Origin of the sequence: Streptomyces sp. NPDC088747, from assembly GCF_044751025.1 — a bacterium.
Classification (GTDB): domain Bacteria; phylum Actinomycetota; class Actinomycetes; order Streptomycetales; family Streptomycetaceae; genus Streptomyces.
Genome location: NZ_JBIVKZ010000028.1, coordinates 18,132 through 41,972, shown reverse-complemented (window position 1 = coordinate 41,972; position 23,841 = coordinate 18,132). Strand labels below are relative to the sequence as shown.

Sequence of the window (23,841 nt, the reverse complement as noted above, 5' to 3'; positions counted from 1 at the left end):
GGCCCCGCCCGCCCGGTTAGGAGGTCCTATCGATAGCCCCCGGCCCGTTGCCTGCGCCTCCCTCTCATGGCCGCGTCCAACGAGAGGACCGAGGCGCCCGCGAGCACCAGGGGCAGCCAGGCCATCAGGTAGATCAGGTCGTTGCCGTAGTAGTACGGGTCGGCGGCCCAGCTCACCGTCAGCCACAGGCTGAGCGAGATCAGGGCGCCGCCGAACGCGGCGAGGCGGGCCAGCAGGCCGAGCAGGGTGCCGATGCCGACGGCGAGTTCGCCGAACGCGATGGCGTAGCCGAAACCGACCGGATTCTTCAGCGACAGGTCCACGAGTGCGGGGATCGCGGAGGAGTCCCGGACCGTGCGCATCATGTCGCCGACCGAGCCGGCCCCCGAGTCCGACATGAACGCGCTGTCGGTGAGCTTGTCGAGCCCGGCGTAGATGAAGGTGACACCGAGGAACACCCTCAGGGGGAGCAGGGCGTACCGGGTGGCCGTGTCCCGCCAGTCCCGTTCCCCGTCCAGATGAGGGCTGGGCGTATCCGTCCGCATACCGTGAGTCATCGCTCTCAGCCGCCTCTCACCCGCGTTCCGTTGACCCCTCAACAGACCATACGCACGAGAGCGCTCTCCGGCTCAAGCCCCGAAGCAACCGTTTCCACCACCCCCAAGGGGCGAAGCCCTCCCCAACCCCCGGCCCGGCCTCCCCACCTCGTCTTTCGCCCCCTCCGCCCCTACCCATCCCGTCCCCGGGGGCTGCGCCCCCAGACCCCCCTTTCGCGCTGACGCGCTCGTCCTCAAACGCCGGACGGGCTGAAAAAGATCCCCCCCGTCCGGAGCCAAAAGCCACAGCCCCTCAGGGGCGGGTGGTGCGGTCCGGGAGTACAACCCCCGCGGGTGGGCGGGGGGTCGGGTGGAGGGCTGGTAGGCAGTTCGGGACGGGGCCCTCACATCGAACAACGGCTGACCGGCGGCGGGTGCGCCTCGGCACCTGGCCGCCCGCCTGACTCCCACCGTCGGAATGGGGCGGAAGCCGCCCATCGGCCCTCGGGCCGATGGGCGGCTGTCGGCGCAAGAGCGTGGAGACCACTGAACCGGAGACCGACCGGCTGATGCCCACCGGCGGGAGGGGCCGGGGGCCGGTACATCACATGCCCGTCGCGTACGTTCGCGTCACCGGGGTCGTCTCCAGTCAACCGGCGTTTGATCCGGCGGCGACGGGCGGATGTACCGGCCCCCGGCCCCGACCCACCCACCGACCCCGCCGTCACCCACCCGCCAGCCACCGTCAGTCCGTCACATCGATCACGCACCGATTCGTCTCCACCCCCGCAGCCGTAACCACCTGCACCTCCACCCGCCCCGGCTCCACATCCACCGGCACAGGCACAGTCAGCACCGCATCCGTCGGATTGCTGAACCCCCCGGCCACGGGAACCAACGGCACATGGACATGCACAGGCCCGATCCGCACCACCATCCGCGACAACCGGTCCGCGGTCTGCGCACCGGGCGGCACGAACCCGGCCCCCCGGATCTCGATGTCGTCCCCGGTCCGGATCGGCGCGTCGAGGTCGCCCGCCTCACGGGAGCGCACCACGGAGAGGATCACCGGCCGCCCACCCTCGGCGTACTTCCCGGCGACATAGGTCGCCGCGGACACCAGCACCAGCAACGCCAGCCCCCACGGCAGATCCGGCAACTGCGACGGCCGCCGAGCCAACCGCACCGCCGCGAACGCGAGTGCCACCGCCCCGATCACCACGTACTGGATGTCCGCGAACGACCCCCGCCCGGAGTCGTCGGTGAGGAGATCGGCCGCCCGCGGCCGATCCGCCCGCACCTTCTGCAGCCGCTGCCCAAGCACCCGCTGCCCCACCACCCGCCGCACCAGCACCCCGATCCCGCACACCACGGCGACGACGGTCACCACCCCCGCGCCCCGGGCGAGTTCGAGCCCGGCGATCAACTCGTCGCGCGTCCCGTGCGCGGACGCCGCCGCCAACTGCCCGACCAGCACGAGGACGGCGTACACGACGAACAGGACCCAGCCCGCGGCCACCGCACGCGAGGTGGAGAGACGATTGTCCTCGCCGATGACGGGGGCGAGGGCACCGCCACGGGCCCGGTGGAAATACCCCGCCCCGGTCAACGCCCCGGCCACCACGACCGCCGCGAGCAGCCCGGCCGTCCGCGCGGCCGTCCACCCCGCCCCGATCGCGGTGAGCGCCTGCACCAGGAGCAGCGCGACGACAACCGCCCACACCGCGAAGGCCGTACGCCCCCACAGTCGCCCGAGCCACGCCTCACCGTCGACGCGCCCGCGCTCGGCGACGACATCCGCGGACTGGGTCAGCTCGTCCGAGACCCACTGCCGGGACGCGGACACCGAGTGGGCGACGGCGACGGGCAGCCCGTGCCCGGACGCCAACTCGTCGCGCTTGGCGAGGAACGCGGCGACAGCGCGCCGATGCCCCTCGCGCGCCCCGTGCGGGCAGCCCCCGCAGGTGCACCCGCCGCCGTGGACGCCCTGCCCGGAGCCCGGCCCGGCGCCGAGCCCGTCACCGCGCCCCACGCCACCCCCCGCACCACGCTCCGAGCCGTGTCTCGCCTCCTGCACCGCCACGTCCGCTGCCGCCCTTCCCCACGCCGAGAACTCCCGTGCGGCCAGACCATCCGTACGCCTGACTGCCGTACAACTGCCTTACTACTACGTCGCGATGACAGCGAATTGTGCCGTACGGAACACGGCCCGCATTCGGCAGGTCTGGTCAGCGCGGGTGAACCTCCGGCATCCGTGTTGACCGGGCTGCGAGAATTCGCGTATGGCCGAGATCATCCAGCGCGACGGGACCTGGGCCTTCGACGGCGGCACGGTCCGGATCACGCCGGGACTGCACCGCTCCGTGCCCCTTTTCCGGCAGACGTACGGGGAGATCGCGGTCCCCCTGGAGGCGGTGTCCGGCGTCGTCTACGAAGCCGAGCGCAAGCGGGGCCGCCTGCGGCTGAGTCTGCGCGAGGGGGCCGACCCGCTGCTCCAGGCGACGGGCGGCAGGCTGCCGGACCCGGCCGATCCCTACCGGCTCGCGGTGGACGTCGACCGGTCGGGGATCGCGGAGTACGTCGCCGAGGAGATCCGCCGCGCGCTGCTCCTCGACCAGGTTCCCCAGGAGCCGACGAAGACGTATCTGCTGGCGGGCCCGCCGGTCCCGGTCTCGGTCCGCTCCAGTGACGGCACGGTGTCGTTCGACGGCGCGCGGGTGCGGATCGACTGGGCGGAGACCTCGGACCGGGTCAAGCGGGCGACGGGGCCGCGGATCATCGACGTGAGCGATCTCGCGCAGGTCGAGTGGCTGCCCAACTCCGGCTACGAGGACGGCTTTCTGCGCTTCGTGACGGGCGAGGCGGTCTTCTCCAAACTGCCGCCCGAGAAGGATCCGTACGCCCTCGACCTGTGGGGCAGCACTCGCCGCGACCTCCTCACGGCGCTCGTCGCCACCGCTGTCACGGCACGTCTGCCGCACCCGTCCACCCGGACGGGCGAGTACGTGAACCGCGCGCAACCGGCATCGGGCGTACCGGCTCAGGGCGAGCATCACGACGTACTCCTGCGCCGTCTGCGGGAGTTGGGCGAGCTGCACCGTGACGGCGTGCTCACGGACGAGGAGTTCGCGACGACGAAGGCGGCCGTACTCCGCGGCTTCTGACCCGCGACGGCTCCTCCTGGGCTCTTCCTCGGCCGCGCTACGACAACAGATCGGGTTCACTCCGGCTGATGTCCTGCCACAGCGGCTGGTAGTTGATCCACGCCACCAGGTCGCCGCCGAGCTGTTCGCGGGTGGCGACGGCCTGTCTGTGGTCGATGAGGACGGGCCGGCCGGCGGCGCGGGCGGTGAGCTGCACCTGGCTCGACCGTTCCATGGACACGAACCACCAGGCCGCCGCGTCCACGGAGTCCCCGACGGTGAGCAGCCCGTGGTTGCGCAGGACGAGGGCCTTGCCGGTGCCGAGCGCGGAGGCGATACGGCGGCCCTCCTCCGCGTCGACGGCGACGCCGGTGTAGGTGTCGTACAGCGCGTGGTCCTCGTAGAAGGCGCAGCTCTCCTGGGTGATCGGGTCGAGCAGGTCGCCGAGGGCGGACAGGGCGCGTCCGTTCACGGAGTGGCAGTGGGCGACGGCGACGACGTCGGGACGGGCGGCGTGCACCTGGGCGTGCACGGTGAAGGCCGCCTGGTTCACGTGGTAGTTGCCGTCGATCACCTGCCCGTCCTGGTTGGCCATGACGAGGTCGCTCACGGTGACGTGCTTGAACGGCATGCCGAACGGGTTGACCCAGAAGCAGTTGCTGTACTCCGGGTCGCGCGCGGTGATGTGGCCGGAGACCCCGTCTTCGAATCCGAGCCGTCCGAAGATCCGCAGCGCCCCGGCGAGCCGCTCCTTGCGGTGCAGCCGTTCGTCGTCCATCGACTCGTGCATCGGCGGCATGGCGAACCGCAGCCGGTCGGTGGGTAGGGGCAGGGGCGGGGTGGGCCCGTGCATTTGTCCTCCAGCAGGGACGGGTCCGGTACGGAGCGGAAGTTACCCTCGGTCAGCCCAGGAGGACAGTGCCGTTCCGTGAAGAGAGTGCGTAACCGTTACCGGACGGCCGCCCTCTGTCGCCAGGAGCACCCCGGGAAGCCCCGGGAAGCCCCGAGAGCGGGCGAATACCGGACAGAAGATGTCGGGTATCCACGCCAGACTCGACGTATGACTCCTACGCCTGGCGCACCCGACGCACCCGCCGCGGCCGACCCGACCGGATCGACGGAACCTCCGGAACCGACCGGCCCGACCGGACGGACCGCCCCGACCGCGAACTGGGCCGCCTTCAGCATCGCGGAACCGGACCTGGCGACCACCGTCGAGGAACGGTTCACGGCCTTCACGCACCACACCCTGGCGACCCTGCGCAGGGACGGTTCTCCGCGCACCTCGGGCCTGGAGGTGCGTTTCCTGCACGGCGAGCTGTGGCTGGGCATGATGCCGGACTCGTACAAGGCCCTCGACCTGCGCCGCGACCCGCGCTTCGCGCTCCAGGCGAACCCGGGTCCGGGCACCACCATGGCGGGCGGCGATGTCCGGATCAGCGGGCGGGCGTACGAGGACGCCGACCCGGCGGCGAAGGCCGCGTACGTGAAAGAGGTGGAACCGCCGCAGCCGTTCCACCTCTTCCGCACCGAGCTGATGGAGGTCGTGAGGACCCACGTCGAGGACGACACGTATCTGGTCGTCGAGATCTGGAAACCCGGAGAGCCGGTACGCGCTCTCAGGCGGACCTGAAGTTCAGGGCCCAGTCCCTCGGGACTACTCCCACTCGATGGTGCCCGGCGGCTTCGAGGTCACGTCGAGGACCACGCGGTTGACGTCCGCGACCTCGTTCGTGATGCGGGTGGAGATCTTCGCGAGGACGTCGTACGGCAGCCGTGACCAGTCGGCGGTCATGGCGTCCTCGGAGGAGACGGGGCGCAGCACGATCGGATGGCCGTACGTGCGGCCGTCGCCCTGGACCCCGACGGACCGGACGTCGGCGAGCAGCACGACCGGGCACTGCCAGATGTCGCGGTCGAGGCCGGCGGCCGTGAGCTCCTCGCGGGCGATGGCGTCGGCCTCGCGCAGCAGGTCGAGCCGCTCCTTGGTCACCTCGCCCACGATGCGGATGCCGAGGCCGGGGCCGGGGAAGGGCTGGCGCTGGACGATCTCGTCCGGCAGGCCGAGCTGCTGGCCGACCATCCGGACCTCGTCCTTGAACAGCTTGCGCAGCGGCTCGACGAGCTCGAACTCCAGGTCCTCGGGGAGGCCGCCGACGTTGTGGTGGGACTTGATGTTGGCCGTGCCCGAACCACCACCGGACTCGACGACGTCGGGGTAGAGCGTGCCCTGCACCAGGAAGGCGACGTCCTCGCCGGCCGCGGCCTCGGCAACGATCTCGGCCTGCGCCTGTTCGAAGACGCGGATGAACTCGCGCCCGATGATCTTCCGCTTCTCCTCAGGGTCGGACACCCCGGCGAGCGCGGCGAGGAAGCGCTCCTCCGCCTCCACGACCTTCAGCTGTACGCCGGTCGCGGCCACGAAGTCCTTCTCGACCTGCTCGCTCTCGCCCTTGCGCATCAGCCCGTGGTCGACGTACACGCAGGTCAGCTGGGAGCCGATGGCCTTGGCGACGAGGGCGGCGGCCACGGCGGAGTCCACGCCGCCCGACAGCCCGCAGATGGCACGCTTGGTGCCGACCTGCTCGCGGATGAGGGCGACCTGCTCGTCGATGACGTTGCCCGTGGTCCAGGACGGGGTGAGGCCCGCGCCGCGGTACAGGAAGTGTTCGAGTACCTGCTGGCCGTGCGTGGAGTGCATGACCTCGGGGTGGTACTGGACCCCGTACAGCTTCTTCTCGTCGTTCTCGAAGGCGGCGACCGGGACGACCGCCGTGGAGGCGGTCACCGTGAAGCCCTCGGGGGCGGCGGAGCAGGCGTCGCCGTGCGACATCCACACCGACTGCTCGTCCGGGGTGCCCTCGAAGAGGGTGGAGCCGGAGAGCGAGACGTGCAGCGGCGTACGGCCGTACTCGCGGGCGCCGGTGTTGTCGACCGTGCCGCCGAGTGCGGTCGCCATCAGCTGGAAGCCGTAGCACATGCCGAAGACGGGGATGCCGGCCTCGAACAGCGCGCGGTCGAGGCGGGGAGCGCCCTCCGCGTACACCGACGACGGGCCGCCGGAGAGGATGATCGCCGCCGGCTTCTTGGCGAGCATCTCCTCCACGGGCATGGTGCTCGGCACGATCTCGCTGTAGACCCTGGCCTCGCGGACGCGGCGGGCGATGAGCTGGGCGTACTGCGCACCGAAGTCGACGACCAGGACGGTGTCGGGGGCGGCGGGGGACACTTCTGGCACGGTTTGCCTTCCGGCGGTGAGCAAAGGGTGTGTGGGGACGAGTCTACCGGGGGTGCGGGTGGGGAATGGCTGGGACGGCTCGCCCGCCCCAGCCGCCCCGCCCGTCTCACCATCCGAGCCGTCTTGGCCAGGACGGCGCACCCCTGCATACTGCTGCCATGCTCACGCACCCGACGAACTTCGTCTTTACCTATGGCAACCGGCCCACCGGCTGCCATGGTCGTGCTGCTTGAGCAACTGACAAGCGACTAACCAGGCGCCCCGGGCCGACAAGGCCCGGGGCGCCTGCCGTTTCCGGACCCTGTCGCTCCGGGGCATCCCGTCATCACAGAGGAGCCCCACCATGGCCGACGCGGCCGACACACTCGACAGGACCGGCGCCCGCACCGACGAGGCCGCCGGCACGATCACCGGCGCCCGGGAGCGCATCGACGCCCTGGACGACCGGATCATCGGTCTCGTCCAGGAACGGATGGCCGTCTCAGCGGTGATCCAGGAGGCCCGTCTCTCATCCGGCGGCCGCCGGGTGAACCTCTCTCGCGAGATGGAGATCCTCGGTCACTACCGGGAGGCGCTCGGCAAGCCGGGCACCTCGCTGGCGATGACGCTGCTGGAGCTGTGCCGGGGGCGTATCTGAGTCCCGTACGACGCCGTTGCGAGTTACGTCCGATGCCGTACGCACGTACGCATGCCTTCTCACCCGTACGGCGCGTGACCGCCTCCGCACGGACTTCGTTGGTCCCGGTGTCCGTGTCAGCCAGGGGCGGGCCCGAAGAACCACGCGTGGCTCAGGCTGGGGCGATGAGACGTACGGATCGTGCCGTACGTCGTGGGACCTCGCTCCAGGGGCGTGACCGGACGGCAGGGGACAGCAGCCCGGTCACCCGAATGAACGGCCGGCTCCGGGGACGCCCGGGGCCGACCGGCGGAACACGATGCGAGAACAGCCCAAGTCCCCCGCCGGACAACTGAATTCCTTCAGTACCGCCGATGATCGACACCACGTGCGCGCCCCCACAGTGCGCCGGGGCGTCACTCGGCGGTCACCAGACCAGCGGCGCACCCCCCGGCGCCGCTCCCCGGCACCGGCGCTGCCCTGACGTCGGTGCTGACCCCGAAAGGCCCTGCGGATTCCGTCCCGCGGGGCCTTTCGCATGCCGTCTTCCATACCTCGCCCCTGTGACCCACGCCATATAAAGATTCCGTGAAGGCGGGCACAACCATTCGCAGGTTTCCCGTGTCACACCTGCTGAACCAACGGCCGCGTCCACGCCCCCACACGGCGGGCCCCCGCTTGAGCACCGCGTTTGCGCGGTGCGTCGGATTTCCCGAGGTCCCGATGAAGCTTCGTCGTGCCATGGCCGTTGCGGCCGCAACGGCGGCACTGGTCCCCCTGGCGCTGCTGTCCGCGCCCGCCGCGTTCGCGGACGCCTCTCCGTCGGCCACGACGGAGAGCAGCCCCGCGGCGGAGGACACCACGCCGGCGGCCGACGGCACGACACCGGCCGCGGACGACACCACCCCGGCGGCCGAGGACACCACTCCCGCCACGGACCTAAGCACCCCGGCGGACGGCGAGACCACCCCGGCCGCGGACCAGAGCACCACCCCGGCGGCCGACGACAGCACCCCGGCCGGCACGCCGACTCCCACGCCGGGCACCTCGGAAGAGGGCGACGAACCCGACCTCTGCGTCGACGAGGACGGCAACGACCTCACCGAGATCAGCGACGAACTGACCAGCGGTCTGTCGGGGCTGCCCGACACGATCGTCGCGGGCGACGGCTGGACGGAGTTCTCGTTCGACGTCTCCAACCACGGCGACGACACCATCACCAACATCGCCCCGCTGATCGGCGTCGCGGCCATCGGCTGGGAAGGCCAGGACTACTCGGGCGGGATCAGCGTGCAGGTCCTCGACAAGGACTCCGGCACCTGGCGGAAGGTCGCGGGCGCGGCGGGCGAGGGCAGCACCTTCACCCCGTTCTCGCTCGGCGCCGGCCGGTCCACCTCGTACGAACTGCGCCTGAGCGTCAGCGGCGAGGTCCCCGACTCCATAGGTGTGACCGGCGGTTTCGCCCAGTACTCGGACGACGAGGGCTGCTGGGTCGCCGACGACCCGAACGGCTGGATCTACTCCTTCGACATCCTCGCCGCGGGCTCCGACGCCGGCGACCCGCCGGACGCCCGGCCGCAGACCGGCGGTGCGAAGGAGATCAGCGACGCCAGGACGGTGGACGCCTCCGGCTCGCTCGCCGAGACCGGCTCCTCGTCCGCGCTGCCGCTGCTCGGCCTCACCGGCGGTGCCGCCGTGGTCGCCGGTGCGGGCGCGGTGTACGTGGCCCGTCGCCGCAGTTCGGGTGACGCGACCGCGTAACGCGGCCCGGCCGGGCTCGGCCCGGCTCAACAGCCACAGTTGAACGAAGGACCTGCGCTCGGAGGGGGGCGCAGGTCCTTCCCCTTTTCGCTAGGACTTCGGCTTTTCGCTAGGACTTCGGCGGCACCGTCGGCATCCCCAGGAACGGCAGCCGCAGCGCGCCGAACGCGTCCGCCGGGACCGCGGGACTCAGCGGCTCGACCGGCTTGAGACGCTCGTACGCCGCTCCCTGCGCCGGACGCGGGTCGGCCTCGCCCTTGTTGGGCCAGTACGACATCGCGCGCTCGGCCTGGGCGGTGATGGTGAGCGACGGGTTGACGCCGAGGTTCGCGGAGACCGCGGCGCCGTCGACGACGGAGATGCCGGGGTGGCCGTACAGCCGGTGGTAGGGATCGATGACCCCCGAGACCGGGGAGTCGCCGATCGGGCAGCCGCCGAGGAAGTGCGCGGTGAGCGGCGTACCCATCAGCTCGCCGACGTTGCTGCCGGCGAAGCCGTTGATCTCGGCGGCGATCGCGGTCGCGCCCTCCGAAGCCGCCTTGATCTGGCGGGGGTTGGGGGCGCCGTGGCCCTGACGTGCCGTCAGCAGGCCCTTGCCCGCGCCCTTCGGCTTCAGGTGCGTGGTCAGCGAGTTGTCCACCGACTGCATCACCAGCCCGATGATGGTCCGCTCGGACCAGCGGCGGTTGGAGAGCGAGCGGAGCACGAGGACGGGGTGCTTCGCGGCGTTGGCCAGCCACTTCAGGAACAGCGAGGAACCCTCGGCGTACGGGACCTGGAGGATGGACATGCCGCCCATCGCGTTGGAGCCCTTGCCGTAACGGACGGGCTCGATGTGGGTGTTCGCGTCGGGGTGGATCGAGGAGGTGATCGCGACGCCCTGGGTGAAGTCGGCCCTGGGTGCGCCGTGCGCCTTGCGGTACCGGCGGTCGAGCGTCTGCGCGCCCACCAGCGCCTCGGAGTTGGTGCGGGTCAGCTCACCCAGCCTGGCGGAGACGTACGGCAGTTGGCCGCCCGACTTCATCCGGTGCAGCAGGGTCTGCGTGCCGTAGGTGCCGGCGGCGAGGACGACCCGGCGGGCCCTGTAGGTCCGCGCTTCGCCCTTGCGCCTCTCGTCCGTGGGCAGGGCGGTGACGGCGTATCCGCCCTGCGAGTCGTCGGTGACGGAGACGACGGTGGTCATGGGGTGGACGACGGCACCCGCCTTCTCGGCGAGGTGCAGGTAGTTCTCGTTGAGGGTGTTCTTCGCGCCGTGTCGGCAGCCGGTCATGCACTCGCCGCACTCCAGGCATGCCTTGCGGGCGGGTCCGGCTCCACCGAAGTAAGGGTCGTCCACCGCGCCGCCGGGCTTGGCCTTCGCCGTCCCCTCCGCGTCCAGCCCGTCGCCGAAGAAGACACCGACAGGCGCCATGTGGAAGGTGTCACCGACGCCCATCCGCTGGGCGGCCGCCTTGAGATGGACGTCGGACGGGGTCATGGTCGGGTTGAGCCGCACGCCCAGCATCCGCCGGGCCTGGTCGTAGTACGGCTTCAACTCCTCCTCCCAGTCCGTGATGTCCTTCCACTGCGGGTCCTCGAAGAACGGCTTCGGCGGTACGTAGAGGGTGTTGGCGTAGTTCAGGGAACCGCCGCCGACGCCGGCACCGGCCAGCACCATGACGTTGCCCAGGAGATGGATGCGCTGGATGCCGTACATGCCGAGCCGGGGCGCCCACAGGTAGTTCTTCAGGTCCCAGGAGTTCTTGGGCAGCGAGTCACGGGTGAAGCGGCGGCCCGCTTCCAGCACGCCTACCCGGTAGCCCTTCTCGGTGAGCCGCAGGGCCGTGACCGAGCCGCCGAAACCGGAGCCGACCACGATGACGTCGTAGTCGTACACGGAGTCGTCGCCGACGTCAGGCGCGGCCTCTTCCCGCTGCTGGGCGGGCTTTTGGGCAGAGCTCTCCTGTGACACGTGCCGCTCTCCTCGTTGAGAACCTTTGAGAACCTTTGAGAATTTATGGGAGCCGTTGGGAACCTTGAGAACTGGTTGGTCGGGGCGCGGGGCTACCGCAGGCGCAGCGCCTTCATCACCCGCAGGCTCCGGCTCATGAACGCCGCGTACTTCTCGTCGTCCATTCCCATCGAGGGCGCCATCGGCAGCAACCGCTGGTGGGCGACGGTCTGTGCCTCGGTGTACTTGAGGATGCCCTCGGAGCCGTGGCGGCGGCCGAGACCGGAGTCCTTCATGCCGCCCATGGGCGACTGGACGCTGCCGTAGGCGGACGCGTAACCCTCGTTGACGTTGACGGTTCCGGTGCGCAGCCGCGCCGCGAGCGCGCGACCGCGTCGGCCGTCCTTGGTCCACACGGAGGAGTTGAGGCCGTACGAGGTCGAGTTGGCGAGCTCGACGACCTCGTCCTCGGTCCTGAAGCGGTAGAGGGAGACGACGGGTCCGAAGGTCTCCTCGGCGCAGACGGCCATGGGTGCCTCGACGCCGTCGAGGACGGTGGGCTCGTAGAAGTAGGGCCCGATGTCGGGACGGGCGACGCCGCCGGCCAGCACCTTCGCTCCCTTGGCGACGGCCTCGTCCACGTGCCGGGTCACGGTTTCGAGCTGGCGTTCGCCGACCAGTGAGCCCATGTCGGCGCCGTACGCGAGCGACGTACCGAGCCGCATCGCCTTCACGCGTGCCGTGAACCGCTCGGCGAACACGTCGGCGATGTCCTCGTGGACGTACAACCGCTCGATGGAGATGCACAGTTGACCGGCGGAGGAGAAGCAGGCGCGCACGGCGCCGGCGGCGGCCTTGTCGATGTCGGCGTCCTCAAGGACCACCATGGCGTTCTTGCCGCCGAGTTCGAGCGAGACTCCGACGAGACGGGCGGCGGCGCCCTGCGCGACCTCGCGGCCGGTCCTGGTGGAGCCGGTGAAGGAGACGTAGTCGGCGTGCCTGACGATCTCGGGCCCGACGACGGGTCCTTCGCCGATGACGACCTGGAAGACCTCGGCGGGGAGCCCGGCCTCGACGAGCAGGTCGCGCGCCCAGAGGGCGGTGAGGCAGGTCTCGGTGTCGGGCTTCATGACGACGGCGTTGCCCGCGACGAAGGCGGGGATCGCGTCACCGACCGACAGCTCCAGGGGGTAGTTCCAGGGTGCGATCTGGCCGACGACACCGCGCGGGTGGCGCAGTTCGGTGACCTTGGTGAGGGTCGGGACGGCGCCGGTGTGCCCCTTGGGCCGCAGGTAGGAGGGGGCCTTGCGGCCGTAGTGCCGCGCGGCCACGACGACGGCCTGGACCTCCTCGTGCGCGTGCAGCCGGGCCTTGCCGGTCTCCAGCTGGATGAGGTCCAGGACCTCGGCCTGGCGGGCGAGCACGAGGTCGTGGAAGCGGAGCAGCACGGCGGCGCGCTGCCGTACGGGGGTGGCGCCCCAGGCGACCTGGGCGGCGCGGGCCCGCTCGAAGGCGGTCGCCACGTCCTCGGGGGTGGACTCCGGCAGGTCGGCCAGCTTCTCCCCCGTGAACGGGGTGTGGTTGGCGGTCCGCCCGGACCCGACGACACCCTTGGTGAGCTGTGCGACCAACTCGGGCGTGACGACGTCGGCGGCGGTGCGGGCGCCCGCGGGGGCGGGGGCGAGGGGGTTGGTCCCGACCTTGGCGACACCACCGGCCCCGACCGTCCCGACCGCACCGGCTGCCTCGACCGTCCCAGCCGCCTCGTCCACGCCGGCCGTCTCGACCGCGCCGACCGTCCCGTCCGCGCCGATCGCCTCGTCCGCGCCGGTCTTTTCCGTGGCCTGCTCCGTGGCCTGCGAGTCCGTCATGAGCCGCAGGGTATGCCTGCCCGAGCCCTTTGGGTACCCGTGAGTAACGCGCTTTCACCGAGCGCCCACATGACGCCAGTGATCGATGGCAACGAATGCGCTGATCAGCGGGTTGTGGGCGGGACGATCACAGTCGGATCAAAACCGGCCATCGTCCGGCGATCGCCGTACGGAAGCCGTGAGCCCTTCCCGCGCAACCCCCGCCGACGGCCGGCCACCATGGGCCACTTGACGATTCCTTGACTCAGGCCACACAGTTCGGCTTTCACCTCTAGCGTCACTTCAAACACATCCGTAACACTTTTAAGGAACACCTCAGAAATGAAGAGATTCACGCTGCCCCGTACCCGCGTCGCGGCGGCCGTGTCCGTGCTCTCGCTCGCGCTGGCCGCCACCGGTTGCTCCGACGGCGGGTCCGACTCGGCGGACGGTGACAAGGGCAGCGGCACGAAGGAGACGGCGGCCGCGGCGAAGAGTCTGAGCGAAGCGGAGCTGGACAAGCTGATCATCGCCTCGGGTGACGCCGAGGGGTACGACGTCACGCCGGCGACGGAGTCCGACGCGTTCGCCTCCTCCAAGGAGGAGATCAAGGTCGTCGACGAGAAGTGCGCGCCGATCTCGTACGTCCTCACCGGCTTCGCGCCCGGCGACTCGACCGCGTACGTCAACCGTCAGGTGCTGCCCACGCCCACAGAGGTCGAGCCCAGCGCGTCCTCCTCCAAGAGCGTGGACGACCTCACCGAAGAGGATCTGCAGGACGCGTCCGACGCGCTCACCGACGCCCTCGGCAGCACGATGACGATCGTCTCGCTCTCGTCCTACGAGGGTGAGGGCGCCCAGGAGACCCTTGCCTCCGTCTCCGACGCGGTCGAGGGCTGCGCGGGCGGGTTCACCGCCACGGCGGGCGCCGAGACGCAGAAGTTCACCAAGGTCGCCCCCGGCAAGAGCTCCGGAACCGGCGACGAGTCGGTCGCGTTCGCGGTGACCGTCGACGCCGAGGGCACCGAGGCCGTGGTGAAGGGCGAGGTCGTACGGCACGGCAGCACCGTCGCCACGTACTACTCGATAAGCCTGGCCGCCTTCTCCGGCGAGCCGGGGGCAGGCAGCACCGACTACGAGATCCCGGCCGAGATCGTGAAGACCCAGGCGGCCAAGCTCAGCTGAGCCGCCGGACCTGGCCCGCCTTTCGCCCTTCGGGATCCCGCCCTAGGGGATCCCGCCCGCCTCACAGCGTGTTGATGTCCAGGTTCGCGATCGCCGTCCTGGCGACCTCCCGGCCGCGTGCCGTGAAGTCGCCCTTGCCGGGATAGCTGATCGTGAGCTTGTACATGTCCCCGCCCTTGGAGACCTTGTAGTAGAAGATCTGCACCTCACGGGGGCGGGGGTTCTGGCTGTCGGTGGTGGTATAGACCACCGTGTTCTCCGCGGACTTCTTACCCCGGTACGTGGTCTCCCTCGGGGTCGTCTCCTTCGGGTTCTCGGGCATGCTGAGCTCGTACGAGCCGCTCTCCCTGAAGTCGGTGTCGTCGTCGTACATCTCGGCCGCCGCGGACCCGCTGATCTGACCGCTGGTGTCCTCGGACTTCTTCGCGAGGTTCAGCCCGATCCAGATGCTGCCGCTCAGGTCGGAGTACGTCACCCAGTTCTTGTCCGTGTCGTCGGCGGCGGGCGCGCCCTTCTTGTAGCCGGCCGGCACCGCCAACGTCACGCCCAGCGCCTTCTGTTCCTGCTTCTTCCAACCGTCCGGGAACGAGCTCGCGAAGGGGTCCGCGACCACCAGGTACGCGGCCAACGCGGCGGCGACGACCACCGCGCCCAGTCCGATCAGGGTCTTGCGGCCGATCCGGATGCCCTTGGCCTCCGCAGGCGGGGCGAGGTGTACGACCTGGGTCGGCGCCGGAGCCGGCGGACGGACGGCCTCCTCCAGGAGATGGCGGACCCGCGCCGCGTCGGGACGGCGCGAGGGCTCCTTGTCGAGCAGGCCGTTGATCGTCTCGGCCAGCGGGCCGCTCGCCGAAGCGGGCGCGGCGGGTGTGGAGTTGAGGACGGACTGGAGGGTCGCCGGGGTGTTGCTGCGGCGGAAGGGCGAGACGCCTTCGGTAGCCGCGTACAGGACGACGCCGAGGGACCAGAGGTCGCTCGCCGGGCCGGGGCGCTGCCCCAACACCCGCTCCGGAGCGATGTATTCGGGCGAGCCGACGAAGCCGCCGGTGTCCGTGAGGCTGGTCTCGCCCTCGATCTGGGCGATGCCGAAGTCGGTGAGGACGACGCGGCCGTGGCGACCGAGCAGGACGTTGTCCGGCTTCACGTCCCGGTGCAGGATGCCCGCCGCGTGCGCGGCCTCCAGGGCGCCGAGCACTTCGAGGCCGACCCGCGCCGCCTCGCGGGCACCGAGCGTGCCCTCCTGGAGGGCGTCGCCCAGCGAACGCCCCCGCACCAACTCCATGACGATCCACGGCTGTCCGTCCACCACGGCAACGTCGTGGACGCTCACCACCGAGGGGTGGTCGAGCCGCGCCGCCGCGCGAGCCTCCCGGCGCATCCGTTCGAACACGTTGGCGCGTTCGCGCTCGGGAAGATGGTCGGGAACCCGGGGCTCCTTGACGGCGACCTCGCGGTCCACCGTCTCGTCCTTGGCCCGCCACACCGTCCCCATGCCGCCGTGACCGAGCTTGGCGAGGAGGCGATAACGGCCCGCGATGAGCCGCCCCACACCCGGGTCCGGCTTCGGCGGCGGCTCAGACTGGTGGGCCTGCCCTGCGGGGTGTGCCTGTCCCGCGGGGTGTGCCTGCCCCGCGCCGTGCGCCTGCCCCTCGGCGTGCGACCCGGGGTGCGCCTGCTCCGCGGGGTGCGCCTGGCGCGTCTGGTCCAGTGGCCGAGTCTGCTGTTCCGGGACGATCTGGGTCGGCGTGGCGTACGGGTTGCCCGGGTACGGCACACCCGGGCGCGGCGGTTGCAGACCGAAACTCGTTGGCTCATCGGCCCCGTAAGGGACTCCCCCGTTATCGCTCATGAGTCCATCCATATCGCGACAAGCGCTTCGGCATCCAGCCCCGTCGCTTTCCAGTCACAGACCCGTGACGCGAGGCATCCTTTATCTCCCCTTTATGACACTACGAACGTGTCCACCGCCACGTCGAGGTACTCCTTCGCCTCCGTCGCCCTGCCGACCGGCGCCGACACCCACACGTCGTACATCCGGCCGCCCTCCTCCCAGCACAGGTCGTACGTGTGCCGCGCGCCCTCCGTCCCCGTGAAGCCGTTCCAGGTGAACTCCCAGAAGGCGGCGGGCCGTCCGCCGTGCGTGGCGGGGGCGACTACGGCATCCCGGTAACCCGGGTTCGTGCCCGGCCCCTTGGCGTCCGCGCGGCTCATCACCGCGAGCGGGCCGCCCGGTTCGGTTCCGGCCACCTTGATGCCGAGGCGGAAGGTCTGCCCCGGCGACATGTAGAAGACCCGCTCCCCCTGGGGCTCCCGGGTGAAGTCGTCGGGCACGGCGAGCGAGAACCCGTTCGGATCCGGGGCGACGCGGTACCCCGCGGGCACCTTGCGGACGACGGGGTTCACGGACGAACCGGAGGGCGACGCGCTCGCCGACGCCCCCGACGTACCGGCCCCCGACGTGCCGGCCGAACTTCCCGTCCCGGCCGAACTCCCCGTCCCTGCCGGGCCGCCCGTGTCCGCGGTGCTTGCCGTGTTCGCCGTGTTCGCCGTGTTCGACGCACTCGCCGTACTGGAAGTACTCGCCGTACTGGAAGGAACCGGAGTGCCGCCGCCTCCGCCCCGGCCGTCGTTCATCAGCAGCGCCGCCGCAGACACCCCCGCCCCGGCCATGGCCGCGACAAGCGCCGCGGCGACGAGGATGCTCCGGGTGGAGCGCGGCGGGCCGGGAGGCGACGCCCACGGCGCGTCCGACGGCGAATCCGACGGGGCGGGGCCGGACTTCAGCACCGGCACGTCGCGCTGTGTGGGCGTGTACCCGGCCGGGAGCCGCGGCGTACGGCCCGTGTCGAGGAACGCGCTCAGCATCCGCTCGGCCTCCGCCGCGTCCAGCCGGTGTTCGGGATCGCGCTCCAGCAGCCCCCGTACGACGGGAAGCAGCGGCCTGGCCTGGGCCGGCGGCCGGATCTCGCCGACCACGACCGCGTGCAGGATGCCGCCCAACGAGTCACGGTGGAAAGGCGATTCGCCACTCAGCACGGTGCATAACAGCACGCCCAGCGACCACAGGTCGGACTCCGGACCGGTGCTCATCCCGGCCATCCGCTCGGGCGCGGTGTACTCCGGCGAACCGACGAACGCCCCGGTCTCGGTGAGCGTCGTCGCGCCCGCGACCTGGGCGATACCGAAGTCGGTGAGGACGACCCGGCCGTCGTCGGCGAGCAGCACGTTCGCGGGTTTGAGGTCCCGGTGCAGGACACCGGCGCCGTGCGCGCGGCGCAGCGCGCCGAGCAGGCCGATGCCGATTCGGGCGGCCTCCCGCGCGTCGACGGGCCCCTGTTCGGAGATCCGCTCCGCGAGCGAGCCGCCCTCGATCAACTCCATGACGATGTACGGGCGTTCGTCGTCCTCCACCACGTCGTGCACGACGATGATGTGCGGGTGCCTCAACTGCGCGACGGCGCGGGCCTCGTGCAGGGTGCGGTCGCGCTGCTGCCGTGCCTCGTCGGCGGAGAGCGTGGTGTCGAGGGCGATCTCCTTGACCGCGACCCGGCGGCCGAGCAGTTGGTCGTTCGCACGCCACACGACGCCCATGCCGCCCCGACCGATCCTGGCCTCCAGCCGGTACCGGCCGGCGATCACCCGGGCGTTGTCCCCCTCGGTCCCCATGCGTCCCATCATGCCGCAACGGAGCCCGACCCTCCGGGACACCGGCCTGCCAGGGCTGTTATCCGGCCGTACCCGTCCGGAACCCACCGGCTCCGCGCGACAGCCCGGCGGCACAGCCCGAGCGGCAACCCGCATGGCCCTCCGGGGGCCGAGCCGCCGACCGCGGCGGGCCGCCGCTAACCGGCCGCGGGACGCCAACTCCTCAGCATCGCGTCGAACTGCTGACGCGCGGTGTCCCAGTCCTCCGCGGGAGCGGACATGTAGATCACGTACTCGATGCCGTCCCGCGCGAGATACGTCTGCTCGATGGCGCGGCGCGGCCCCGGGAACTCCGTCTGCTGCGCCAGCGCGGTCCACGTGAAGTCCCACAGCGCGCCGTCGCAGTCGCGGAAGGTGTTGGCCTCCAGACTCACCCGGCGGTAGTCGACAAGCTTCGTCAACTGCTGCTCCAGGTCGAGCTGGTGCATGTAGGGGTTGTCGAAGTCCGGTGAGTCGTCCACGGCGATGCGTACGAAGTGATCGCCGCCGTCGGGCGTGTAGTCGACCTGACTGCCGTTGGCCTCCCGCTTCCAGCCCTTGGGAACGGCAAGGCTGAAGCCCTCGACGTCCTCGACCCGCACCCAGTTGTCCGGCACGGCACCGGCCGAGGACCCACTACTGGGATCGGCGCTCGCCTGCGGACTGTCGGATGCGTCCGACTGCCCCGTATCGAGCGGCTCCTCGGAACTGGTGACGGCGCCCGATCCCCCGCCCCAGCCGTCCGCGTACTTCAGAGCCACGGCACCGCCCCCGCCGACCAGCGCGGCCAGCACGACGACGAGGGCGATGGTGCGCCCCCGGCCCCGCTTCCCGGAACCGGCCGACCCGGGCACGGGCGTGGGTGTGGGTGTGGGTGTGGGTGTGGGTGTGGACTGCGGATGGACCGCGTACGGGGACCCGGTCGTGCCGTGGGACACCGAGGCGTACGGGCCCGAATCGTGGCCCGCCGGTGTATGGCCGGCCGGCGTGTGCCCGGCCGACGGATGACCGGCCGAAGGGTGACCGGATGACTGGTAGCCGGATGACGGGTGATCCGCCTGCACATGAGCCGTCGGCGCGTGCGCCGTTGGAGCGTGGCCCGCCGAGGCGTGTGCCGCCTGAGCCTGGCCATGGGGCGTGGCCCCCGAGGACGCCCCGTCACCGTCGTAGGCTCCCCCGGCAGCGGCAGCGGCACCGACACCGGCGCCCTGGGACCGGTCCCCGCCAGGAACCCCGGGGCCCCCGCCCCGAACCGGACCCCCGCCGCCGTCGAGGTCCCCGAAACTCCCGGGATCGCCGAGGTCGTTGCGCGAGGAAAGATCCGCCGCCCCGCTGTCGACGTGCTGCGTCGGCACGTACGCCTGCGCGGCACTCGGCCGTCGTCCCTCCGCGGCCTCGGCGAGCATCTGCTCGGCCTCCGTCGCGGAAGGCCGTACGGCGGGATCCTTGTGCAGCAGGGCGGTGATCACGGGCCCGAGCGCCCCGGCGTACCGGGACGGTTCGGGCTCCTCCCGCACGACCGCCTGCATGGTGGTCAGCGGCGTGGTGCGGCGGAACGGCGACTTGCCCTCAACCGCCGTGTAGAGCGTGGCGCCCAGCGCCCACAGGTCGGAGGCCGGACCGGGTTCGTGGCCGCGCACCCGCTCGGGGGCCAGGTAGTCGACCGAGCCGACGATCTCGCCGGTGCGCGTGATGGTCGTCGCGCCCTCGACCTGCGCGATCCCGAAGTCGGTGAGCAGCACGCGCCGGTCGTTGGATATGAGGACGTTCCCGGGCTTCACGTCACGGTGCAGCACCCCGGCGGTATGCGCGGCGCGCAGTCCACGCAGCACCCACAGCCCGATCCGCGCCGCCTCGGCCGGTTCCACGCGGCCGCGGTCCCTGATCTCGTCGGCGAGCGAGTTGCCGTCGACCAACTCCATGACGATCCACGGCCGGTAGTCGTACTCCAGGACGTCATGAACGGTCACGACGGCCGAATGGTTGATCCGCGCGGCCGCCCGCGCCTCGGCATGCGTCCGCGCGAGCAGCGTGGCCAGCTCGCTCTCGGCCACATACAGCGCGGCGGTCAACTCCTTGATCGCGACCGCACGGTGCAACACCTCGTCGTGTGCGCGCCACACCCGGCCCATCCCACCGCTGCCGATGGATTCGACAAGCCGGTAGCGGCCCGCGAGGAGCAGGCCCTGCATCTGATTCACGTTTCCCCGCAATGGTCTTGACAGGGCCAGACTAAAGAGCGGCCCCCCGTACAGGGAACCGCCTCGGCCGTACGGAAACCGCACTGTGACGGTTATCCCTTTCGCACAGGGCCGACAGTGTCACCCCGTGACCTGGTACGTCCCGGATGCCTGCTCGTACAGCCGCGTCACCTCGTCCCGTTCGGCCTCCGGGCCACGCACCTGCACCACGTGGTAGCGCCCGTCGATGATGATCGCGAGGTTGCGCACGAAGAGCTCGTGCCCCTCCCCGTCGGTCCAGGTGAACTGCCCCTCGGCCATGACCCGTCCGCCCACGTCGATCCGCCGCATACCGCTGGACGTGGCCCAGGTCGAGTCGCGGAACGGCTGCAACTCGGCCTCTCGCTCCCGCTGGTACGTCATCGGATCACTGCCGTACGTACTCGTGCTGTCCCGGCCCGGTACGAGGATGAGCTCGAAGTCCGCGTGCGAGTAGACCACTTGACCGCTGCCGTTCTTCCCCGAGCGGTCCCAGCCGTTGGCCACGGCCACCTGGAAGCCCTCGGCGTCGTCACGCACCGTGAAACCCTGGGCGACATCGGGGTCGTTGGGCGCCGGACTGGTCGAACTCGCCGACGCCGACGGGCTCTTGTCCCCGCCCGGCGAGGTCTGGTCGGGGCGCGGCTCGCTGCTCGCGCTCCCGCCCGCGCCGGTGTCGGGAGCGGGGCTGACATCTCCGGCGGAACCGGTCCGCTCCCCGTCCGTGCCGCTCTCCGGCTCCGCCTTCGGCATGAACACCATGGCGTACGTGATCCCCGCGGCCAGCAGGAGCAGCACCAGCAGGACCAGGTTCCGCCCGAGCCTGCGGGGCTTGGCCTGCTTGTTCTGCTTGGCACGCTTGTGGCGGGCGTGCGGGTTGGTCGCCGGGAGCCCGGCACGGCGCCTGCGGACGAGCTCGCCCCGCCGCCGTACGATCGGCAGCCGGCTGGGGTTGACCGGGGGCACGGCGACGACGTGGGCGCCCGCCTCTGCCTCCGGCGCCGAGCGCACCAAGGAACGCAGCCAGCCACGCAGTTCCTCGAAGTCGAGCCGCTCGGTGGGGTCCTGGCGGAGCAGCGACTCCACGACGGGCCTGAGCGGTCCGCACTCCTCCGCGAACGCGGGCGGCTCGGCGCACACCAGCTGGACCAGCTCGGCGGTGTTCTCCTCCGGGTAGGGCGCGTGGCCCTGTACGGCCCGGAAGAGCAGCGCTCCGAGCGCCCACAGGTCGGTCGCGGGACCGATCGGCGCCGCCAACTGCCAGTTCTCGTGCACCGGTCCGGCCTGCTCGGGCGCCCACCGCTCGGTCACCGGACCGACCACGGCCATCCGCGCCTGCCGGGCCCGCTCCGCGGCGAGCGCGGTGGCGGGTCCCCGGCGCGGCGGCGCACCGGCCGCGACCTGATCCCAACGGGTGCCCTGCGCCTGTGTGTTGCCCGCGGGTACGGCGACCGCGGGGTGCCCGCCGGGGCCGGGGTCGGCGCCACCCGTCGCCGGGAGTGCGCTGCCGGGGCCACTGCCGATGGGAAGCGCACCCGCGGCGCCGCTCCCCGAGTGCGTGCCCGCCGGGGTGCCACTCCCCGGGTACGTGCCTGCCGACGTACCACTCCCCGGAGCGATCCCGCGGTTGGCCACTCCCGGGAGTGCTGCGCCCAGGGGTGTGGCGCCCGGGGGTGTGGCGCCCGGGAGCGCGACGCGCCCTTCGCTGCCACTACCGGCACCGGTTCCGGGCCCGGCACCGGCTCCGGGTCCGGCACCGGCTCCGGGTCCGCCTCCGGTCGTCGGCGGGGCACCGGTGCGCGGCTGAGCGCCGTGCCAGGCGTTGGTGCGGCCCACTCCGTACGGGTCGGCGATCTGGCCGGGGGGCGCCGGGTTGGAACGGTGCTCCACCCCGTGCCCGGGGACCTGGTACGGCGCCGGAACCTGAGCCTGGCGATGACCGGCGCCCTGCGCCGAACCCGAACCCTGCGCGGGCCCCAGCCCCTGAGCCGCGCCTTGCCCCGGGCCAAGCCCTTGAGCCGGGCCAAGCCCTTGAGCGGAGCCCTGCGCGGGACCAAGCCCATGCCCGTGACCCTGCCCTTGCCCGTGGCCAACCCCCGGACCCTGACCCGGCCCCGGACCTTGCGCGGGACCCTGCACAGGCCCGAACCCCTGCCCGGGTCCATGACCGGGGCCAAGCTGCTGAGCTGACCCCTGCCCGTGCCCGAGCCCCTGAGCCGGAACCTGCACGGCCCCGTGGCCCTGGGTCTGTGCCGGACCGCCGAGCCCCGGGGTCTGTGCCGGGCCGCCGTGGCCCTGGGTCTGCGGGAAACCGCCGTAGCCGGTGACCTCGTGTCCGGTCAGCGGCGCCGCGCCGGGCCCCAGAGCCTGCGGCTGGGCTTGGGTCTGGGCCTGGATCTGAGCCTGGCCGAAGGACTGGATCGGAGCCTGGGTCTGGGCCTGGATCTGCGCTTGAGTCTGAGATGTGGGCGGAGGTTGGAGCTGGGCATGGCCCTGGGCCGTCGACGCGTCGCCGGGCGATGCGGCGCCGGGCGATGCGGCGCCGGGCGATGCGGCGCCGGGCGATGCGGGCCGGGGTGCGGGCAGCGCGGCCGGACCGCCCCGCTGCTCCTCGTGCACCCGGGCAGCGGCACGCGCCCCGGCACGGTACGCGGCGATGGCCCCGGCACGCGCCGCACGAATGTCTCCGCCCGCGCCCGGCGTGCCCGGCGCCCCGCCGGAACCCCCGGGCGCCCGCGCCTCAAGAGCACGCGGACCCGTGTTCCCCCGGCCACCGGGCGGCCCCTCCCCGAGGGGCCCGCCACGCTCCGCCCGAGCCTCGATCGCCGCCCGCCGCGCGGCGTCGGCGTCGCCGCCCGTCGCGACGCCGACCACGCCACCGGCCCCGACACCCTGCGCCGCGGACGGCCCACCGGCGCCGCCGGAACGCGCACCCCCGGCACCCGGTCCACCAGGCCTGCCGGGCCCACCGGCTCCCGTGCCGTGCCCCGCGTCACCTTCGAAGTCGGGCACCGGCACCGGGTCGTACCCGCACAGCGCTTCTTCCGCGGCCCCGGCCGCCAGGCCGGTCAGCATCACGCGGCCGTCGTCGCAGACGAGCACCGTGCGCGCGGTGATGTTCCGGTGCACCCAGCCGTGCGCGTGCAGCACCCGGAGCGCGGTGAGGACATCGGCGGCGACCTCGGCCGCCCGATAGGGACTCAGCGGCTTGTCGGCGAGCAACGCGGCCAACGGCCTCGCCGCCACCACCTCACTGACCACCCACAGCGACCCGCCCTCGGCGAACACGTCGAAAACCTGGTCCAGCCGCGGATGGTCGGGGATCTGGGCGGCGGCCTGCGCGGCCTCGATCGCGCGCCGCACGGCCGGTTCGGCGGGCCGCCGCGTGGTCCGCGCGGACGCCCGGCGCACCCCGCCGTCCCGTGCCACGTACCCCTCGGGCAAGCCGTCCGCGTCGAGCACCTCGGCCTCGACGATCTCCGGCAACGGCACCTGCCGGACCAGGACTTCCTGTCCGCTGTAGGTGTCGAACGCCCGGGTCTCGGCGAGTTCGTACTCGTCGGACGGCGGCAGCGGCAAGCGGTAGCGGTCGGCGAGAACTCGTCCCGCGTACTCCTCCACAATGCCTCCCCCGGCCGCCCGGTTGGTCAATTCCGTTCGCCTTGCGCCCCGTTATGGC

The 23,841-nt window shown here is 71.7% G+C and carries 15 protein-coding genes; 5 read left to right on the top strand and 10 right to left on the bottom strand.

The annotated features are described in order from the left end of the window. Positions 1 to 26: 26 nt before the first annotated feature. Both ACIP79_RS41345 and ACIP79_RS41340 read right to left on the bottom strand, forming a co-directional pair. A complete protein-coding gene (locus tag ACIP79_RS41345) occupies positions 27 to 557 on the bottom strand; it encodes a DoxX family membrane protein (protein ID WP_401232868.1) in 531 nt (176 codons plus the stop codon). 724 nt (positions 558 to 1,281) lie between these two features. Further along, the gene (locus ACIP79_RS41340) at positions 1,282 to 2,568 is read right to left on the bottom strand and encodes a hypothetical protein (RefSeq protein WP_383684670.1); all 1,287 of its coding nucleotides are present in this window, start codon (positions 2,566 to 2,568) and stop codon (positions 1,282 to 1,284) included. A 250-nt stretch (positions 2,569 to 2,818) separates the two neighbouring features. Here ACIP79_RS41340 and ACIP79_RS41335 point away from each other — a divergent pair, with 250 nt between their 5' ends. Next, positions 2,819 to 3,700, top strand: coding sequence for a DUF4429 domain-containing protein (locus ACIP79_RS41335; protein ID WP_401232865.1), 882 nt, complete (start codon positions 2,819 to 2,821; stop codon positions 3,698 to 3,700). A gap of 37 nt (positions 3,701 to 3,737) precedes the next feature. Here the strand turns inward: ACIP79_RS41335 and ACIP79_RS41330 are convergent, their stop codons facing one another. Next, positions 3,738 to 4,532 carry a class II aldolase/adducin family protein gene (locus ACIP79_RS41330; RefSeq protein WP_401232862.1) on the bottom strand — a complete coding sequence of 265 codons (795 nt, stop codon included), beginning with the start codon at positions 4,530 to 4,532 and terminating at the stop codon, positions 3,738 to 3,740. Positions 4,533 to 4,739: 207 nt separating this feature from the next. On the opposite strand from ACIP79_RS41330, the gene ACIP79_RS41325 reads away from it, so the two are divergent. Further along, entirely contained in the window at positions 4,740 to 5,312 is a 573-nt protein-coding gene (locus ACIP79_RS41325; protein WP_401232860.1) for a pyridoxamine 5'-phosphate oxidase family protein, read from the top strand. Positions 5,313 to 5,336: 24 nt separating this feature from the next. Here ACIP79_RS41325 and guaA read toward each other — a convergent pair whose 3' ends face one another. Beyond that, positions 5,337 to 6,917, bottom strand: coding sequence for a glutamine-hydrolyzing GMP synthase (gene guaA / locus ACIP79_RS41320; RefSeq protein ID WP_401232858.1), 1,581 nt, complete (start codon positions 6,915 to 6,917; stop codon positions 5,337 to 5,339). Positions 6,918 to 7,260: 343 nt separating this feature from the next. On the opposite strand from guaA, the gene ACIP79_RS41315 reads away from it, so the two are divergent. Beyond that, positions 7,261 to 7,554 (top strand): chorismate mutase, encoded by a 294-nt coding sequence (locus ACIP79_RS41315; protein WP_383684663.1) that lies wholly within the window; start codon positions 7,261 to 7,263, stop codon positions 7,552 to 7,554. Between the two features lie 702 nt (positions 7,555 to 8,256). Then, entirely contained in the window at positions 8,257 to 9,294 is a 1,038-nt protein-coding gene (locus ACIP79_RS41310) for a hypothetical protein (RefSeq protein WP_401232855.1), read from the top strand. 109 nt (positions 9,295 to 9,403) lie between these two features. Here ACIP79_RS41310 and ACIP79_RS41305 read toward each other — a convergent pair whose 3' ends face one another. Both ACIP79_RS41305 and ACIP79_RS41300 read right to left on the bottom strand, forming a co-directional pair. Beyond that, on the bottom strand, positions 9,404 to 11,170 hold the full coding sequence (locus tag ACIP79_RS41305; RefSeq protein WP_401232940.1) for a GMC family oxidoreductase N-terminal domain-containing protein: 1,767 nt from the start codon (positions 11,168 to 11,170) through the stop codon (positions 9,404 to 9,406). 167 nt (positions 11,171 to 11,337) lie between these two features. After that, on the bottom strand, positions 11,338 to 13,095 hold the full coding sequence (locus ACIP79_RS41300; RefSeq protein WP_401232852.1) for a succinic semialdehyde dehydrogenase: 1,758 nt from the start codon (positions 13,093 to 13,095) through the stop codon (positions 11,338 to 11,340). 321 nt (positions 13,096 to 13,416) lie between these two features. On the opposite strand from ACIP79_RS41300, the gene ACIP79_RS41295 reads away from it, so the two are divergent. Next, the gene (locus tag ACIP79_RS41295) at positions 13,417 to 14,259 is read left to right on the top strand and encodes a hypothetical protein (protein WP_401232849.1); all 843 of its coding nucleotides are present in this window, start codon (positions 13,417 to 13,419) and stop codon (positions 14,257 to 14,259) included. 61 nt (positions 14,260 to 14,320) lie between these two features. Here the strand turns inward: ACIP79_RS41295 and ACIP79_RS41290 are convergent, their stop codons facing one another. The 4 genes from ACIP79_RS41290 to ACIP79_RS41275 all read right to left on the bottom strand — a co-directional run bounded on the left by ACIP79_RS41290 (position 14,321) and on the right by ACIP79_RS41275 (position 23,783). Next, positions 14,321 to 16,108, bottom strand: a complete 1,788-nt coding sequence (locus tag ACIP79_RS41290) for a protein kinase (RefSeq protein ID WP_401232847.1) — start codon at positions 16,106 to 16,108, stop codon at positions 14,321 to 14,323. 92 nt (positions 16,109 to 16,200) lie between these two features. Next, positions 16,201 to 17,925 carry a serine/threonine-protein kinase gene (locus ACIP79_RS41285; protein ID WP_401232844.1) on the bottom strand — a complete coding sequence of 575 codons (1,725 nt, stop codon included), beginning with the start codon at positions 17,923 to 17,925 and terminating at the stop codon, positions 16,201 to 16,203. 176 nt (positions 17,926 to 18,101) lie between these two features. Continuing rightward, positions 18,102 to 20,135: a protein kinase gene (locus ACIP79_RS41280; protein WP_401232937.1), complete on the bottom strand. Its 2,034-nt coding sequence runs from the start codon at positions 20,133 to 20,135 to the stop codon at positions 18,102 to 18,104. Between the two features lie 129 nt (positions 20,136 to 20,264). Continuing rightward, on the bottom strand, positions 20,265 to 23,783 hold the full coding sequence (locus ACIP79_RS41275) for a protein kinase (RefSeq protein ID WP_401232934.1): 3,519 nt from the start codon (positions 23,781 to 23,783) through the stop codon (positions 20,265 to 20,267). Positions 23,784 to 23,841 lie beyond the last annotated feature (58 nt).